The organism is Aliidiomarina sanyensis (assembly GCF_003987175.1).
GTDB classification, from domain to species: Bacteria; Pseudomonadota; Gammaproteobacteria; order Enterobacterales; family Alteromonadaceae; genus Aliidiomarina; species Aliidiomarina sanyensis.
The window spans coordinates 41,666-54,994 of record NZ_PIPM01000010.1; the positions used below are offsets into that span (position 1 = coordinate 41,666).

Annotated in this window: 14 protein-coding genes; 4 read left to right on the plus strand and 10 right to left on the minus strand. The window is 52.1% G+C overall.

The genetic code is table 11. The features are described from left to right. Positions 1 to 8 precede the first annotated feature (8 nt). From apaG to CWE11_RS09400, 5 genes are all read right to left on the minus strand, one after another. Positions 9 to 383, minus strand: a complete 375-nt coding sequence (apaG, locus tag CWE11_RS09380) for a Co2+/Mg2+ efflux protein ApaG (protein WP_126777359.1) — start codon at positions 381 to 383, stop codon at positions 9 to 11. Beyond that, on the minus strand, positions 380 to 1,192 hold the full coding sequence (gene rsmA, locus CWE11_RS09385) for a 16S rRNA (adenine(1518)-N(6)/adenine(1519)-N(6))-dimethyltransferase RsmA (RefSeq protein WP_126777360.1): 813 nt from the start codon (positions 1,190 to 1,192) through the stop codon (positions 380 to 382). Before rsmA ends, apaG begins: the two co-directional genes overlap by 4 nt. After that, positions 1,185 to 2,195 carry a 4-hydroxythreonine-4-phosphate dehydrogenase PdxA gene (gene pdxA, locus CWE11_RS09390; RefSeq protein ID WP_126777361.1) on the minus strand — a complete coding sequence of 337 codons (1,011 nt, stop codon included), beginning with the start codon at positions 2,193 to 2,195 and terminating at the stop codon, positions 1,185 to 1,187. The genes rsmA and pdxA overlap by 8 nt, the downstream gene beginning before the upstream one ends. Further along, the gene (surA, locus tag CWE11_RS09395; protein WP_126777362.1) at positions 2,192 to 3,478 is read right to left on the minus strand and encodes a peptidylprolyl isomerase SurA; all 1,287 of its coding nucleotides are present in this window, start codon (positions 3,476 to 3,478) and stop codon (positions 2,192 to 2,194) included. The genes pdxA and surA overlap by 4 nt, the downstream gene beginning before the upstream one ends. A gap of 187 nt (positions 3,479 to 3,665) precedes the next feature. Next, positions 3,666 to 6,041, minus strand: coding sequence for an LPS-assembly protein LptD (locus CWE11_RS09400; protein ID WP_126777363.1), 2,376 nt, complete (start codon positions 6,039 to 6,041; stop codon positions 3,666 to 3,668). Between the two features lie 140 nt (positions 6,042 to 6,181). Here CWE11_RS09400 and CWE11_RS09405 point away from each other — a divergent pair, with 140 nt between their 5' ends. Genes CWE11_RS09405 through CWE11_RS09415 form a run of 3 tightly spaced genes read left to right on the plus strand, consistent with a single transcriptional unit; the run spans position 6,182 to position 8,308 of the window. Then, positions 6,182 to 7,234 carry an aminoglycoside phosphotransferase family protein gene (locus CWE11_RS09405; RefSeq protein WP_126777364.1) on the plus strand — a complete coding sequence of 351 codons (1,053 nt, stop codon included), beginning with the start codon at positions 6,182 to 6,184 and terminating at the stop codon, positions 7,232 to 7,234. A gap of 1 nt (position 7,235) precedes the next feature. Further along, positions 7,236 to 7,910 carry an N-acetylmuramate alpha-1-phosphate uridylyltransferase MurU gene (gene murU, locus CWE11_RS09410; protein ID WP_126777365.1) on the plus strand — a complete coding sequence of 225 codons (675 nt, stop codon included), beginning with the start codon at positions 7,236 to 7,238 and terminating at the stop codon, positions 7,908 to 7,910. Continuing rightward, positions 7,910 to 8,308, plus strand: coding sequence for a J domain-containing protein (locus tag CWE11_RS09415; protein ID WP_126777366.1), 399 nt, complete (start codon positions 7,910 to 7,912; stop codon positions 8,306 to 8,308). The genes murU and CWE11_RS09415 overlap by 1 nt, the downstream gene beginning before the upstream one ends. Here CWE11_RS09415 and rluA read toward each other — a convergent pair. Continuing rightward, positions 8,287 to 8,937, minus strand: a complete 651-nt coding sequence (gene rluA, locus CWE11_RS09420) for a bifunctional tRNA pseudouridine(32) synthase/23S rRNA pseudouridine(746) synthase RluA (protein WP_126777367.1) — start codon at positions 8,935 to 8,937, stop codon at positions 8,287 to 8,289. The genes CWE11_RS09415 and rluA overlap by 22 nt on opposite strands. Positions 8,938 to 9,124: 187 nt before the next feature. Here rluA and CWE11_RS09425 point away from each other — a divergent pair, with 187 nt between their 5' ends. Further along, a complete protein-coding gene (locus tag CWE11_RS09425) occupies positions 9,125 to 10,510 on the plus strand; it encodes a PhoH family protein (protein ID WP_126777368.1) in 1,386 nt (461 codons plus the stop codon). 59 nt (positions 10,511 to 10,569) lie between these two features. Here the strand turns inward: CWE11_RS09425 and ruvX are convergent, their stop codons facing one another. The 4 genes from ruvX to CWE11_RS09445 are packed head-to-tail and all read right to left on the minus strand — an operon-like array spanning position 10,570 to position 13,280. Further along, complete coding sequence (ruvX, locus tag CWE11_RS09430) at positions 10,570 to 10,980, minus strand: Holliday junction resolvase RuvX (protein WP_126777369.1); 411 nt, start codon at positions 10,978 to 10,980, stop codon at positions 10,570 to 10,572. After that, on the minus strand, positions 10,980 to 11,573 hold the full coding sequence (locus CWE11_RS09435; protein ID WP_126777370.1) for a YqgE/AlgH family protein: 594 nt from the start codon (positions 11,571 to 11,573) through the stop codon (positions 10,980 to 10,982). The genes ruvX and CWE11_RS09435 overlap by 1 nt, the downstream gene beginning before the upstream one ends. 15 nt (positions 11,574 to 11,588) lie before the next feature. Beyond that, positions 11,589 to 12,542 carry a glutathione synthase gene (gshB, locus tag CWE11_RS09440; RefSeq protein ID WP_126777389.1) on the minus strand — a complete coding sequence of 318 codons (954 nt, stop codon included), beginning with the start codon at positions 12,540 to 12,542 and terminating at the stop codon, positions 11,589 to 11,591. Between the two features lie 12 nt (positions 12,543 to 12,554). Beyond that, positions 12,555 to 13,280, minus strand: a complete 726-nt coding sequence (locus CWE11_RS09445) for a 16S rRNA (uracil(1498)-N(3))-methyltransferase (RefSeq protein ID WP_126777371.1) — start codon at positions 13,278 to 13,280, stop codon at positions 12,555 to 12,557. Between the last annotated feature and the right edge of the window lie 49 nt (positions 13,281 to 13,329).

A 13,329-nucleotide genomic window follows, 5' to 3' on the forward strand; every position in this document is an offset into this window, starting at 1 on the left:
GATTGGAATTAATGGAGGATATTGGGTTTTGCAAGGCGGAAAACGGGAATAGAAAGCTGCCACTTCGTGCCATCCTCATTCACCATGGCGTATGAACCTTCCATGAGACCAAGCGGCGTTTTAAGAACGGTACCGCTGGTGTACTTAAAGGTTTTCCCGGGTTCAATTCGAGGCTGTTTACCCACAACCCCTTCGCCCATCACTTCGGTTACCTTGCCATTGGCATCCGTAATAATCCATTTGCGGCTAAGGAGCTGAACCGGTTGGTCACCTTTATTTGAAATGGTGATGGTGTAGGAGAATACAAATTGCTCCTGATCCGGCTCAGATTGGTCGGTCAGGTACTGTGTTTCAACGTCGAGTGCGACATCTGTACGGCTCATAGTGTCCTCTCGTGTTCGGTAACCCAATTCGCGATGCGAACGAAATCTCCTACATTTAACGTTTCGGGACGGGCGGCTGGATCAATACCAATTGATTCGAGCTCATCGGCGGACATCAGCTTCTTCATGTTGTTACGCAGGGTCTTCCGTCGTTGATGAAAGGCCATGTGACATACATGGTTTAGGGTAGCGCGATCTTTCACAGGCCAGGGAGACTCAGAATAGGGGACTAATCGTGCAACGGCTGAATCGACCTTAGGGGCAGGATCGAATGCCTCTGGCGGAACTTCGAGAACTGGGAGCACCTGACATGCTTGTTGCACCATGACGGTTAGGCGACCAAAAGCTTTCGAGCCTGGCTCGGCCGCCATCCGTTGAATCACTTCTTTTTGCAGCATAAAGTGCATGTCACTGATGGTATTCACTTGGGACAGTAAGTGAAAAATGAGTGGGGTCGAAATGTTGTATGGCAAGTTGCCAAAAACCCGAAGGGGCTTGCCCTCGGTCGCGGCGAGTTCGGAAAAATTAAACTTGAGGGCGTCAGCGCGGTGAACCGTCAACTTCCCTTGGAACTCAGTGGCGTTCTCGAGCCGCGTGGCAAGATCTCGGTCAAGCTCGACCACATGAAGATGGCCGGCCCGCTGCACCACAGGGCGGGTTAGAGCGGCTAGTCCTGGGCCAATCTCGACGAGCGGCTGACCGGGTTCGGGCGCGATTGCATCGACGATAGCATCAATGACGGTTTCGTCTTGCAAGAAATTTTGGCCAAACCGTTTGCGCGCGCGGTGCCCTTGTAACGCTTTACTCATGAAATTCTTTCTGTCCTTGTGCTTGTTGCGTCGCCATGTGAATCGCCTGTTGTAGTGCGATTTTCAGACTGCCAGTGTCGGCTTGTCCGGTGCCAGCGAGATCGAGCGCCGTCCCATGATCGACGGATGTACGAATAAATGGGAGGCCCAGGGTAATGTTTACCGCATCGCCAAACCCCTTGTATTTTAACACGGGAAGCCCTTGATCATGGTACATGGCGAGAATAACGTCAGCATGCTGCAGATATTTCGGTTGAAAAATTGTGTCGGCGGGCAGCGGACCCATCAACTGCCAGCCATGCTCTGTGCGCAGTTTCTCGAGCACCGGCTGGATGACGGTGATTTCTTCATGGCCTAAATGCCCACCTTCACCTGCATGTGGGTTGAGTCCGCACACATAAATTCGTGGGCGTTCAATACCGAACTTCTGCACCAAGTCATCATGCAAAATGCTGATTACTCGCTCCAAACGAGCCGGTGTCAGAGCCTTAGAAACATACGCCAAGGGGATATGGGTGGTGACCAATGCGACGCGCAACCCGGTGGTCGCGAGCATCATCACCACGTCTTTACAGTTCGCCTGCTGAGCGAAATACTCGGTATGGCCGCTGAACGCAACGCCCGCTTGGTTAATGATTCCCTTATGCACCGGTCCGGTCACAATGGCTGCAAACTCACCGTCAAGATTTCCTTGGCTGGCGCGGCGTAATGTTTCAACGACATAATGCCCGTTGGCTTCGTTCAACACACCGGGCTCAACGTCAGCTTCCACTGGGATATGACATACCTTCAGTGTACCCGGCTGATGCGCGTGAGCCGGCTGCTCAGGGTCATAAGGATGCAGGTGCAGAGGGAGATTTAATTGCTGTGCACGTGCTTTCAGTACGTTTTGATCGGCACATACAACGAGCTCAGCAGGCCAAGCCTGCTGAGCGATTTGAATAATCAGATCGGGACCAATGCCCGCCGGCTCACCGGGTGTCACCGCGATGCGTGGGATCATTGCAAACGATATTCGACATAAGCGTTATCGCGAATCTCTTGCAACCACACCGCCAATTCTTCTTGGAACTTCCGGCGATACAAAATGTTTTGAGCTTGCTCGCGTAAACGTTGGTCCGTGATGTCTTGCTGGCGACGGTCAAGAACTTCTAAAATGTGCCAACCAAACTCCGTGCGGAAAGGCTCAGAAATAACACCTTTTTCAATGCGGTTTACCACGGACCGGAATTCCGGTACGAACATATCCGGTGGCATCCAGTCCATTTTTCCGCCATCGGCTGCAGAGCCAGTATCGCTTGAGTGCTGACGGGCAACTTCTTCGAAGGTTTTCTCGCCACTTTGGATTTGTTGGCGGAACTCCCGCAACATTTGCTGAGCGCGGTTATCTGACAAAATCACCGAAGGACGGATTAAGACGTGGCGGACCATCACTTCATCTTCAACAGCACGTTGAATACCACGAATCTCATGAACTTTTAGAATATGGAAGCCGAGGCCGCTGCGCAGAGGGCCAATAACGGAGCCTTCTTGCTGGTCTCGGACATTCGCAGCAAACAAAGTCGGCATTGCGTTCAGTGACATGAAGCCCATATCACCCCCTTCAAGGGCGTTCGCCGCAGCCGATGCACTGATGGCAAGCTGTGCAAAGTCATCGCCCGCGTCAAGCCGTGCAATAACATCGCCTGCACGCTCCCGCGCAAGGGTTTCATTCTCGCGGCCTTGCTCGTCCTGTAAGCTAATCAAGATATGACCAACGCGATACTCGGTATCCTGCGCGCCTTGTTGTTTGATCAGGTCAACCAACAAATTAATTTCTTGTGGGCTCATGTACAAACGGCGTTGCACCGAGGCACGTTGAACTTCTGAAACAATAATTTGTGTTCGGATTTCTTCACGGTAATCGGCCCAACTCTGGCCTTCTCCTGCGATTTGAGCCCGAAGCCCTTCGACGGTCATATTATTATCGGAGGCGATGGATGCAATGGCTTGGTCGAGCATGGCATCGTTAATCCGAATCCCCATGCGTTCGCCCATTTGTTTTTGCAGTGTCTGCAAAATGAGGCGCTCAGCAACCTGCGTTTGGAGCGCGCTGTCAGAAGGCATCTGCCCACCATTTTGTGCTAAGTCTCGGCGCACATTCGTGAGCATGCTGTCCATTTCGCTTTGCAGGACAACTTTATCGTTAACCACGATCGCAACCCGGTCGAGCAATTGCTCTGCAGTTGCAGCGGTGCTTGCCAGCATGGCAACAACCCCAAAAGCCAAGCTTGTAATTTTTCTCATAGAACGTCCAATCATTGTGTATTTCGGAGGCTTTAATGAGCCTCTGTGTGATATTTAATGGTTGAGCCGCTTGCTCTTCTTGATGCTTCAAGTTTACAGCGTGTCTGTGGCGGCACTGCACGGCGTGTTCATATTGAGTCCAAAATGAGGAAAAAATTCCGCTCTCGCGCGGAATTATTCCGTTTCATTAATTATTCAAATAAAACGGCCGGCGATATCCAAAGATACTTTGTTGCAACATGTCGAGCATTTGAGGACCAGAGCCGCCCAATCCCGATAGGATAAACTGCAGACTAACACCATTGTCGAACTCAGCTTCAGGAAGTGGCTCACCGGGGATCGCAAATTCGTAATTCCGATTCACGCGCCGGTACGCGCTGACGCGAATGGACCAACAGCATCGATCATATTGCACGCCGAACATGGCGTCCATAGTCCGGTTTGAATTCAAATCTTGATACCAATGGCTTGCGAATCGCCAGTTCTGCGCCATTTCCCATGATGCAATCAGCCCCGCTTGTTCCACCTCCTGCTCGGCAGCCAACAGGCCTCGAACGCGACGGTGATTTAACTGTATCAAGTTCCCGTCACTTTGACGATACTCCAATGCTGCACGACTCTTTCGTACTAAACTCAAATCCGTATCGTATTGCAAAGCGGAGCTTGCGAACCAACGGCTACTCAGTCTGAAATCAAGCTCTGCCGCGAGCTCCGAATTGTTGCCTGTGATCCGGCTTGTCTCATCAAATAGCTGGGTCCGACTTTCATCAAGGTAGATGATCTGACCCAAGCTAAGCCGCATCCGCTCTTCAGCTTGCGAGTCAAAAAAGCTTGTACTCCCACCAATGGTGACTTGGTGCGCGTCTGCGATACGATCTAAGCCGGTAAACCGACGAGGCCGGAACAGACTGTGGTAATCATCTTGCATCAAGATGGTGTCATAGATGCCTATCCGGCTTTGATCGCGAAACGGCACATAGAGATATTGGATCTGTGGCGTGAGAGTTTGAAACCCATCGCTATTTTGGAATTGCCGCTCCAGGTGAATTTGGCCATGCCACCGATATTGTGGCAGGAAGCGGCTAACTGACGAATCAACTTCGGGCCGATCAGATTGTTCGTAATAGGTCATCAAATAACGGACATCAGCCGTCCAATCCCAGGCCGGTCGAACCATTCTATATTGCAGTCCGGGTTCGATATGGGTACGGGTTGCATGGTCAAAGCTATTGTCGGGCCGGCGAAAATGGGTGAACTCTGATTCCACCGAAAACTCGAGATTTGTGGCCAAGGGCTGCACATGATGAATCGCAATGCGTGGGAGTGTCCGGTATGGCGTTTGGAATGGCCCCAACATTTGAAAATCTTCAAATTGAATGCGCGCGCGGGTTTGCTCCGCACGGTAATCGAATTGCGCTCTGCGGTAGAGGTTTGAATCGGCTCGGTTCGCAAAGGGGGCTCCAAAATCATTGATGTACGAGACATCGCTGACTTGCGCGAAATCGACATAGCCAGTCCAGCGATCCGACAACGTCGAGCGCTGCTCCACCCGCATTAACGAGCGGCTGTTGTCTGCCGCGAGACTGCGGTCATTATGCAAATACTCGACGTAGGCGGTTCCTTGATGATTTTCCGTGAGGTAACGCCCCTCGGTCATGGCCATGATACCGCGTTCGGTTAAAAGTCTCGGCGTCAGAGTGAGATCATAGTTGGGTGCGAGGTTAAAGTAGTAGGGGACCTCAAGTTCAACACCATTGCGCGACGAACTGCGAATGGTCGGATACAGCAGGCCTGATTTCCGCTCGTCGGTGAGCGGGAAGCTAAAGCGTGGAATGTAAACCACGGGGACATCAAAGATACGGAATTGGGCATGATGGGCGGTGCCCCAACTCTCATTTTCATTGACCGTAATTTTATTCGCTTGAATCATCCACGCCGGGCGCTCACCGGGACATGTGGTAAAGGTTCCACGATGCAAAGTAACTTCGCGTTCCCCCGTAGCTGCTAGAATATCAATCTGCCCAGCCCGTCCGATAGCTCCGGTGGGAATGAGAACATACTCCGATTCCAAGATGGTGATCGCGTGATTCAGTTGATCCGCATTGATTTCATTGGCACGAACCGCGATATATCCGTCGCTGTAGGTTAGGCCGCCCGAGGCATTTACTTGCCCAGTTTGTTGATCGACTTCTGCTCGGTCAGTGCGAAGAATTTGTCCCCCTTGAAACAGATTTACGTTCCCAGTGAGGTACGCAAATCCGCGACCATCAAGCTGGGCAAAGTCAGCACGGGCTCGTATTTCATCTGGGTCGTCGGTGGGAGTACCGTTGTACTCTGGGAGGTCGAGCAACCAGGCTGGGAGCACGCGGCATTGCGCATTAGCAAGCGGGTTACTGTCTTCACTTTCAGCTTGTAATCCTGAATCCGTTGCCCCGGGTGGAACGCTCGACGAAGGCTCTTGTGCTCCGATCGATGAACTCCACGCACCCGCCCCCGCAAGCGTCACTGCGAGTGAAATTGCGAGTAGCGAACGGCGGTGCGATGGCAAAAGCGAAAACGTCATGTAAACAAGCTTACATCCAAGCGGGTGATTGTGGATTGTATGATAAAGCAATTTCCTTCCTTGGGCTATTTGCTAAGATGGGTTCTTCACGATTTAGGTTCGAATTTATCGGTTCGAGCACGTTCCGGAGTTTTTCGAGAATGACACGATTGCAAACGCTCACTCGATGGGCGGAAACGGTATTGGCACGTACGGATATTGAAGTCCAACCCCTGGCTGGAGATGCGAGCTTCCGTCGATATTTTCGAGTGTGGTCTCATAAGCAAGACGCATCATGGGTTCTCGTGGATGCCCCACCACCTGAATCACTTGAGCCTTTTGTTTCGCTCGCCCTTGCCTACCGAGAGCAGGGAGTTCACGTCCCGGCGATTATTGGGACGCATCATGAGCTAGGCTCCATGTTACTGGAGGATTTTGGCGATGCACTCTTCCATAGTGCGTTGAATCCTCAAACGGCACCGTCTCTTTATGCGAGAGCCTTGGGAGAGTTGCCAGCCATCATGCAGGTGGTGACGCATCGAAATGGCAAAATCCCGCCTTATGATCGTGCACTTTTAGAACGCGAAAATAGCTTATTTCGTGATTGGTTGTTGGGCACCCATTTGCAACTCTCCGTGACACCCGGAGAAGAAAAACTGTGGCAGTCGGTATCTGAACGGTTGATTCAGCAGGCTCTTGCGCAGCCGCAAGTGGGCGTCCATCGGGACTATCACAGCCGTAACCTAATGCTGACCGAGCAGCAGACAATCGGGGTTATCGATTTCCAAGATGCAGTGCGCGGACCCATTACCTATGACGCCGTCTCTCTGTTACGCGATTGTTATGTGCAGTGGCCTTCTGAGTTTGTTCAAAAACTATCGCAACAGTGCCGAGAACTCCTCCAAGCCCGTGGGCTCCTCGCTGCGTCAGTCAGTGCAGATGAATGGCAAGTGTGGTTTGACTGGATGGGACTGCAACGTCACACCAAGGCCAGCGGGATTTTTGCACGACTCTATCACCGGGATGGGAAAGCCGGCTACTTAAACGATATTCCAAATACCGTGGGCTATCTTGAATCGGTGGCGGCCACTTACCCCGAACTGGCGTCATATCGTGATTGGCTCGTGGAACGGATTATCCCTGCCATTCTTGCGAAACATGAGAGGCTGGAGAACGCGCAGCCTGGAGCTAAACCCATTCCAACAGGAGCCTAGTATGCGGGCGATGATATTGGCGGCAGGTCGAGGGAAGCGGATGCGCCCTTTGACTGATCACACTCCGAAGCCGCTCCTTTCGGTTGGTGGGATGCCGCTCCTTGCTTGGCATCTGGAAAAGCTTCGCAACGCAGGTGTGACCGACATCGTCATTAATACCGCATGGCTCGGAGCACAGCTCGAGGCGTATTTTGGTGATGGTGCGGAATTCGGTGTATCGATTCGATGGTCTCATGAACCACCCGGAGGCCTTGAGACGGCTGGAGGGATTATTCAGGCACTTCCATTGCTGACAGATGGCCTTTCGTCAGAACAACCGTTTTGGGTTATCAATGGGGATATTTGGACGGATTATGATATGAATCGCCTTCCGCGTGATCTACGCGGAGATCTGGCGCATTTAGTGTTAGTGGATAACCCAAAACATCACCCGCACGGTGATTTTGCCCTTCGTGGTCAACGAGTTGTTGCTGAGCCAGGGCTTACATTTAGTGGCGTGAGTGTGCTCTCTCCTGAGCTTTTCGCCGGTGTCGCGGTAGATTTTTTGCCGCTCCGACCGTTTTTTGAACGCGCCATCGCGCAAGGACGAGTAGCAGGGGAGCATCATGTGGGGCACTGGACCGATGTGGGTACGCCAGAACGACTTGCGCGATTAGAAGAGGAGTTAAGGCAATAATGTTTGGTCGATTACTCGGCGCGTTGTTTGGTTTTGCCGTAGGCCGTGTGTTTGGCGCGATTTTAGGATTTCTCATGGGTTGGTGGTTTGATGCCTTAGCCAATGAGCGCGCGCAAGCGCACCGAGCAGATAAGGCGAAGCGTACGGAGAAAACTGCCCAGAATGCTAAATCTGTTCGAACCATTGACGAAATCTACGAGTTTTTTGATGTGCGACCCGATGATACCGATCGTGCGATCAAAAAAGCCTACCACCGAAAAATGAAAGCGTGTCATCCGGACCGAGTGGCCGCTCAAGGCGAGGCGGCGCGTCAGGCCGCAAAAGAAGCGAGTCAGGAAGTGCAGGACTTGTACGAAAAACTCATGCGTCACCGGGCTCAAAATGGCGCGGGGCAGTGAATTTCAATGCGAGTTTGTGTGCGTGGATGTGTAAACGCTATCCATTCCGCGTGCAACAATAAACGGGGTGCTGCGCTCGTACTTTCGTGCGTTCCGTAGAGGCGATCGCCAAGGATTGGGTGACCCAACGAAAGCATGTGGACGCGCAATTGATGCGACCGGCCTGTGATTGGATAAAGCGCTACATCGGAGCTGTTTTCCGTCGCTTCAAGGCGCTCGTAACGAGTTTGTGCAGCTTTCCCGTGCTCAAAACACACCATCTGTTTTGGCCGATTCGGCCAGTCACAACGAAGGGGTAAATCCACGACGCCCTGGGCATCCGCGAGCACGCCCCAGACCCGAGCTTTGTACCGCTTCGCCACCTGCCGACGCTCAAATTGTTGACCTAGTTTTCCTTGTGCTTCTTTGTTCAACGCCATCACGACAATCCCCGAGGTTGCCATATCGAGCCGGTGTACAATCCGCGCCGTTGGCAATACGCGCTGCACGCGTTTTTCCAGACTATCCTTATGCTCCGGAGCCTTGCCTGGAACGGTGAGTAGTCCTGCCGGCTTGTGCAGGATCACATAATCGTCATCGCGCCAAAGGATGGTGAGCCAAGGGGTGATTGGAGGGTGATATTGAAACATCGGCGTGGGCAAATTCTAGGTCAAGTTCGCTGCAGTTACGTCAGCAAAAATAGATGCAAAAATCGGACTCAAAACAACAACCGTCAGCATAACAGATTTTTATCGTAAAAATTTCAATTTCGTCATACCGCCTTCACACGATTGGTCTACTATTAAAAAAAACAACAACAAAACGACGAGGTCACATATGAGTGAATCCGGACCCAAGTATTACATCCTGGATACCAACATCCTCCTGCACGAACCACTCGCATTTCTCAACTTTCAAGAACATAACGTCGTTATTCCCATGGTGGTCCTTGAAGAACTCGACCACATCAAAGACCGCCAAAAAGATGTCAGCCGTGACGCACGGGTTGCGATTCGAGCGCTGGAGGAGGCGCTGCACGAAGCCACACCGGAGCAGATTATTTCAGGGGTTCCGCTCACTCGGATCACCGGAGAACACCAGGCAGAAGGACACATCTCGATCTTTCCCGATTACCAACTGCGACAAACCGAGAGTGCACTCTCATTAAACGAAAATGACCATCGAATTATCCAGACTGCATTGCAGCTGCAGATTGATCGTGCACCCAGCAAAGTTGTCTTGGTAACGAAAGATATTAATATGCGCCTGAAAGCGAAAGGGGCAGGCGTAAAGTGCGTTGAAGACTATCGCACGGACCAGTTAATTGATGATATTCGACTCTTGGCGAAAGGCTTTTATACCTTTGAAGGCAACTTTTGGGATGCGGTTGGGGAGGTAAAGACAGAGCAAGACGGCCGCGATACCTACCACTTTATTTCACGGGAGCTGTTCCCCTCTTTGTACCCGAATGAATACTTGCTCGATGAAACGGAAACCTTTGCGGCGCGTGTTGAAAGCTTTACGGATACCCACGTGAAGATTTTAGATATTGGCCGGGAACGTTTGATGTCTACTCGGGCGTGGGGCATCACGCCAAAGAACATTTATCAAGCCATGGGTATGCACGCGTTGCTCGATCCCACACAAGATCTGGTTATTTTGACGGGTCCGGCGGGTTGCGGAAAAACCTTGCTGGCGCTTGCAACGGCCCTCGAGCAAGTGGTGGAGAAAGGGTTGTACGAGAAGATTATCGTCACCCGGAATACCCCTGAAATTGCTGAATCGATTGGCTATTTGCCGGGCACGGAGGAAGAAAAAATGGCGCCGTGGCTGGCGGCGATTACAGACTCCCTCGAAGTCTTGCACAAGCAAGATGAGAATATGGAGTCGAGCATGAATTACATTATGAATAAGGCCAATATCCAGTTTAAATCATTAAACTTCATGCGCGGACGAAGTATTCAAAATGCCGTGGTTTTGTTGGATGAAGCGCAAAACCTGACAGCTTCTCAGTTAAAAACCATTGTTACCCGCTGCGGAGCAGGCACCAAGATCATTTGTTCTGGGAATCTTGCGCAAATCGATTCCTATTACTTAACCGCTGTGACGTCGGGCCTGACTTATATTGTTGAGCGCTTTAAAAACTACCATGGCAGTTCGACGATGAACCTCAATGGCGTGGTACGTTCAAGCTTGGCGCAATATGCGGAGGAAAACCTGTAACAGAATGGCGCCGGTTGCAGCGGTCGAGTTGCAACTGACGCCGTCATGTCGGGTTAGGTTTAGCCATGTTCAGAAAAGTAATCTTCTAAAATCACACAGGCCGCGGCGCTATCGACGCGGCCTTTTTGTAGCTCGCGATACCCACCGCGATCAAAAAGCTCGGCCCGCACACTGGTCGTGGTGAGCCGTTCATCTTGTAAGTGAATTTGGACCCCAAAGCGGCCATGGAGTCGATTCGCAAACTTCTTGGCTTGGGTGGTGAGTGTCTGCTCACTCCCGTCCATATTCAAGGGCAGCCCGACCACGCAAACCGTGGGCTGCCATTCTTTGATGAGCTTTTCAATGAGGTGCCAGTCCGGAACGCCTTCTTTTGCTTTCAGCGCAGGTAGCGGGGTCGCCGTACCGGTAATTAGTTGGCCAACGGCCACACCAATGCTTTTTGTCCCAAAATCGAATCCCAGAACCGACATTAAGCGTGGCCCGCTTCACTCGACAGCTGAGCAATATCGAATCCGAGACGCTCGGCAGCTTTGCTCCAGCGATCCGCCGTTGGCGTGTGGAACATTAACTCGGCATCGGCGGGAATGGTCAGCCAGCTGTTATCCGCAATTTCTTGCTCAAGTTGGCCCGCTTCCCAGCCGGCGTAACCGAGGGTCAGGATAAAATGTGGTGGAGCCTTGTCTGAACCAAAGGATTCCAAAATATCCTTTGACGTCGTGATCATGATGTCATCCCCCAGCTGCAAGCTACTGCGCCAACCCTTTTGTGGGGTATGCAAAACAAAGCCCCGGTCAGTCGCAACCGGGCCACCGGTCAGCACTTGGGCTAATTCCAGCGCTTTACTTGGCGGAACTTGGATTTCAATCTGCTCAAGTAAACTGGCAACCGTCAGACCGACCGGCTGGTTGATGATTAGTCCCATCGCGCCCTCTTCGTTGTGCTCGCACACGTAGGTAACGGTCCGATGAAAAAACGGATCGTCGAGTCCCGGCATGGCAATCAAAAAATGATTCTGCAAGCTCGAGAATGTTTCTTTCGGGGTCGCGTCTACTGCTTTACTCATGTACTCACTTCACCATCAGGATGTCGCAGGAAAATCTGCTTCGATCGCCTCGAAGAGCTGACCGGCTATGTTGATATTATACGCATTCTCAATCTCACGCATACAGGTAGGACTGGTCACGTTGATCTCCGTGATGCGATCGCCGATGACATCCAAGCCCACGAGGTAAAGTCCTTTTTCCTTGAGAATTGGCCCGGCCGCGCGGGCTAAGGCAAAATCTGAATCACTCAACGGTTGAGGACGGCCACTGCCGCCGGCCGCTAAGTTCCCCCGCGTTTCGCCTGCGGAAGGAATTCGGGCCAGGGAGTAGGGTACCGGTTCACCATTGATAATAAGAATCCGCTTATCGCCGTCTTTGATGGCGGGCAAGTATTCTTGCACCATGGCGAAGCGCTTTCCATGGGCGGTCAGGGTTTCGATGATCACGCCTAAGTTAGCACCGCTCTCGTCCACTCTGAAAATGGATGCACCGCCCATGCCATCGAGCGGCTTCAGGATGACGTCTTTGTGAGTCGCATAAAATTCCCGAATTTGCGTCGCGTCGCGACTAACCAAGGTGGCAGGAATCAGCGATGGGAACCAAGCGGTGAACAATTTTTCGCTGCAGTCTCGCAAACTTTGGGGACGGTTGACGACCAATGCGCCGTCACGCGCAGCAAGATCAAGGATGTGCGTGGCGTATACAAATTCAATATCAAATGGCGGGTCTTTGCGCATGAGGATGATGTCAAAGTCACTCAAGGCTTCAATGGCGGGCTCGCCGAGCGTGTAAAAGTCACGCGCCTGATCACGGACGTTGAGCGGGCGCACGCGAGCCATCGCCGTGCCACCGTCAATAAACATATCCTTCAGCTCGAGATAATACAGTGTATGTCCTCGGGCTTGGGCTTCGAGTGCTAAGCGAAAGCTCGTGTCTTTGTGGGTCTTCACCGTCTCAATCGGGTCCATCACAATAGCTACACGGATCATCATTTACTCCTCTTAGAGATCGCCAAAATGGGATTGTAACGCAGTAATGGCTGCGAGTGCCGCAGTTTCGGTACGCAACACCCGAGGCCCGAGTGCAACCCCCGTGCACTGATGCTCAGCGAGCAGCCGAACTTCAGCGTCAGAAAAACCCCCTTCAGGGCCAATTAACAGCGTGTACGTTGCGGCGGGCTGAATTGTTCGAAACCGTGTGTTGGCATGGGGATCGAGAATCAAGGCTTGACCCGCTCGCGGTTTTGCTAACCACTGCGCCAAGGTGCATGCCGGATGCACGGTCGGTACGGTATTTCGGCCCGACTGTTCACAGGCGCCAAGCACAATTTTCTGCCATTGATCCTGTTTCTTCTCCAACCGCTCACCGCTTAACTTCACGTTGCATCGCTCGGTAAACACAGGCGTGATTGAGGTCACGCCCAACTCCACGGACTTTTGCAGCACAAAATCCATTCGGTCACCCTTCGAAATTCCTTGCACAAGGTGAATTTCAAGTGGGGATTCACGAGCGTCATAGTGTGCTTGAATAACATCAACGGTGACTGATTTTTTGCTCACGGCTTGGATAACCGCCTCGAAGCGATGATCATCGCCAGTGAACAGCTCCAAGGCTTGGCCAACCTGCATCCGCAAAACGCGACCAACATGGTGGCTCGCATCATCGCTCAGGGTGACCTGAGTTCCGGCTTGGAGTGGTTCAGGATGAAAAATCCGTGGGATTCGCATGGTGAGTCCGTATATAGTGAACGTATTACATTGGGCCATGTTACCCGTT

What these genes read in the sequence shown, in the direction of transcription:
- apaG (WP_126777359.1), bottom strand. Translation starts at nt 383, where the DNA reads ATGAGCCGTACAGATGTCGCACTCGACGTTGAAACACAGTACCTGACC.
- pdxA (WP_126777361.1), bottom strand. Translation starts at nt 2,195, where the DNA reads ATGATCCCACGCATCGCGGTGACACCCGGTGAGCCGGCGGGCATTGGT.
- gshB (WP_126777389.1), bottom strand. Translation starts at nt 12,542, where the DNA reads ATGATCCGTGTAGCTATTGTGATGGACCCGATTGAGACGGTGAAGACC.
- CWE11_RS09435 (WP_126777370.1), bottom strand. Translation starts at nt 11,573, where the DNA reads ATGAGTAAAGCAGTAGACGCGACCCCGAAAGAAACATTCTCGAGCTTG.
- CWE11_RS09425 (WP_126777368.1), top strand. Translation starts at nt 9,125, where the DNA reads ATGAGTGAATCCGGACCCAAGTATTACATCCTGGATACCAACATCCTC.
- CWE11_RS09400 (WP_126777363.1), bottom strand. Translation starts at nt 6,041, where the DNA reads ATGACGTTTTCGCTTTTGCCATCGCACCGCCGTTCGCTACTCGCAATT.
- CWE11_RS09415 (WP_126777366.1), top strand. Translation starts at nt 7,910, where the DNA reads ATGTTTGGTCGATTACTCGGCGCGTTGTTTGGTTTTGCCGTAGGCCGT.
- ruvX (WP_126777369.1), bottom strand. Translation starts at nt 10,980, where the DNA reads ATGTCGGTTCTGGGATTCGATTTTGGGACAAAAAGCATTGGTGTGGCC.
- murU (WP_126777365.1), top strand. Translation starts at nt 7,236, where the DNA reads ATGCGGGCGATGATATTGGCGGCAGGTCGAGGGAAGCGGATGCGCCCT.
- rsmA (WP_126777360.1), bottom strand. Translation starts at nt 1,192, where the DNA reads ATGAGTAAAGCGTTACAAGGGCACCGCGCGCGCAAACGGTTTGGCCAA.
- rluA (WP_126777367.1), bottom strand. Translation starts at nt 8,937, where the DNA reads ATGTTTCAATATCACCCTCCAATCACCCCTTGGCTCACCATCCTTTGG.
- CWE11_RS09445 (WP_126777371.1), bottom strand. Translation starts at nt 13,280, where the DNA reads ATGCGAATCCCACGGATTTTTCATCCTGAACCACTCCAAGCCGGAACT.
- CWE11_RS09405 (WP_126777364.1), top strand. Translation starts at nt 6,182, where the DNA reads ATGACACGATTGCAAACGCTCACTCGATGGGCGGAAACGGTATTGGCA.
- surA (WP_126777362.1), bottom strand. Translation starts at nt 3,478, where the DNA reads ATGAGAAAAATTACAAGCTTGGCTTTTGGGGTTGTTGCCATGCTGGCA.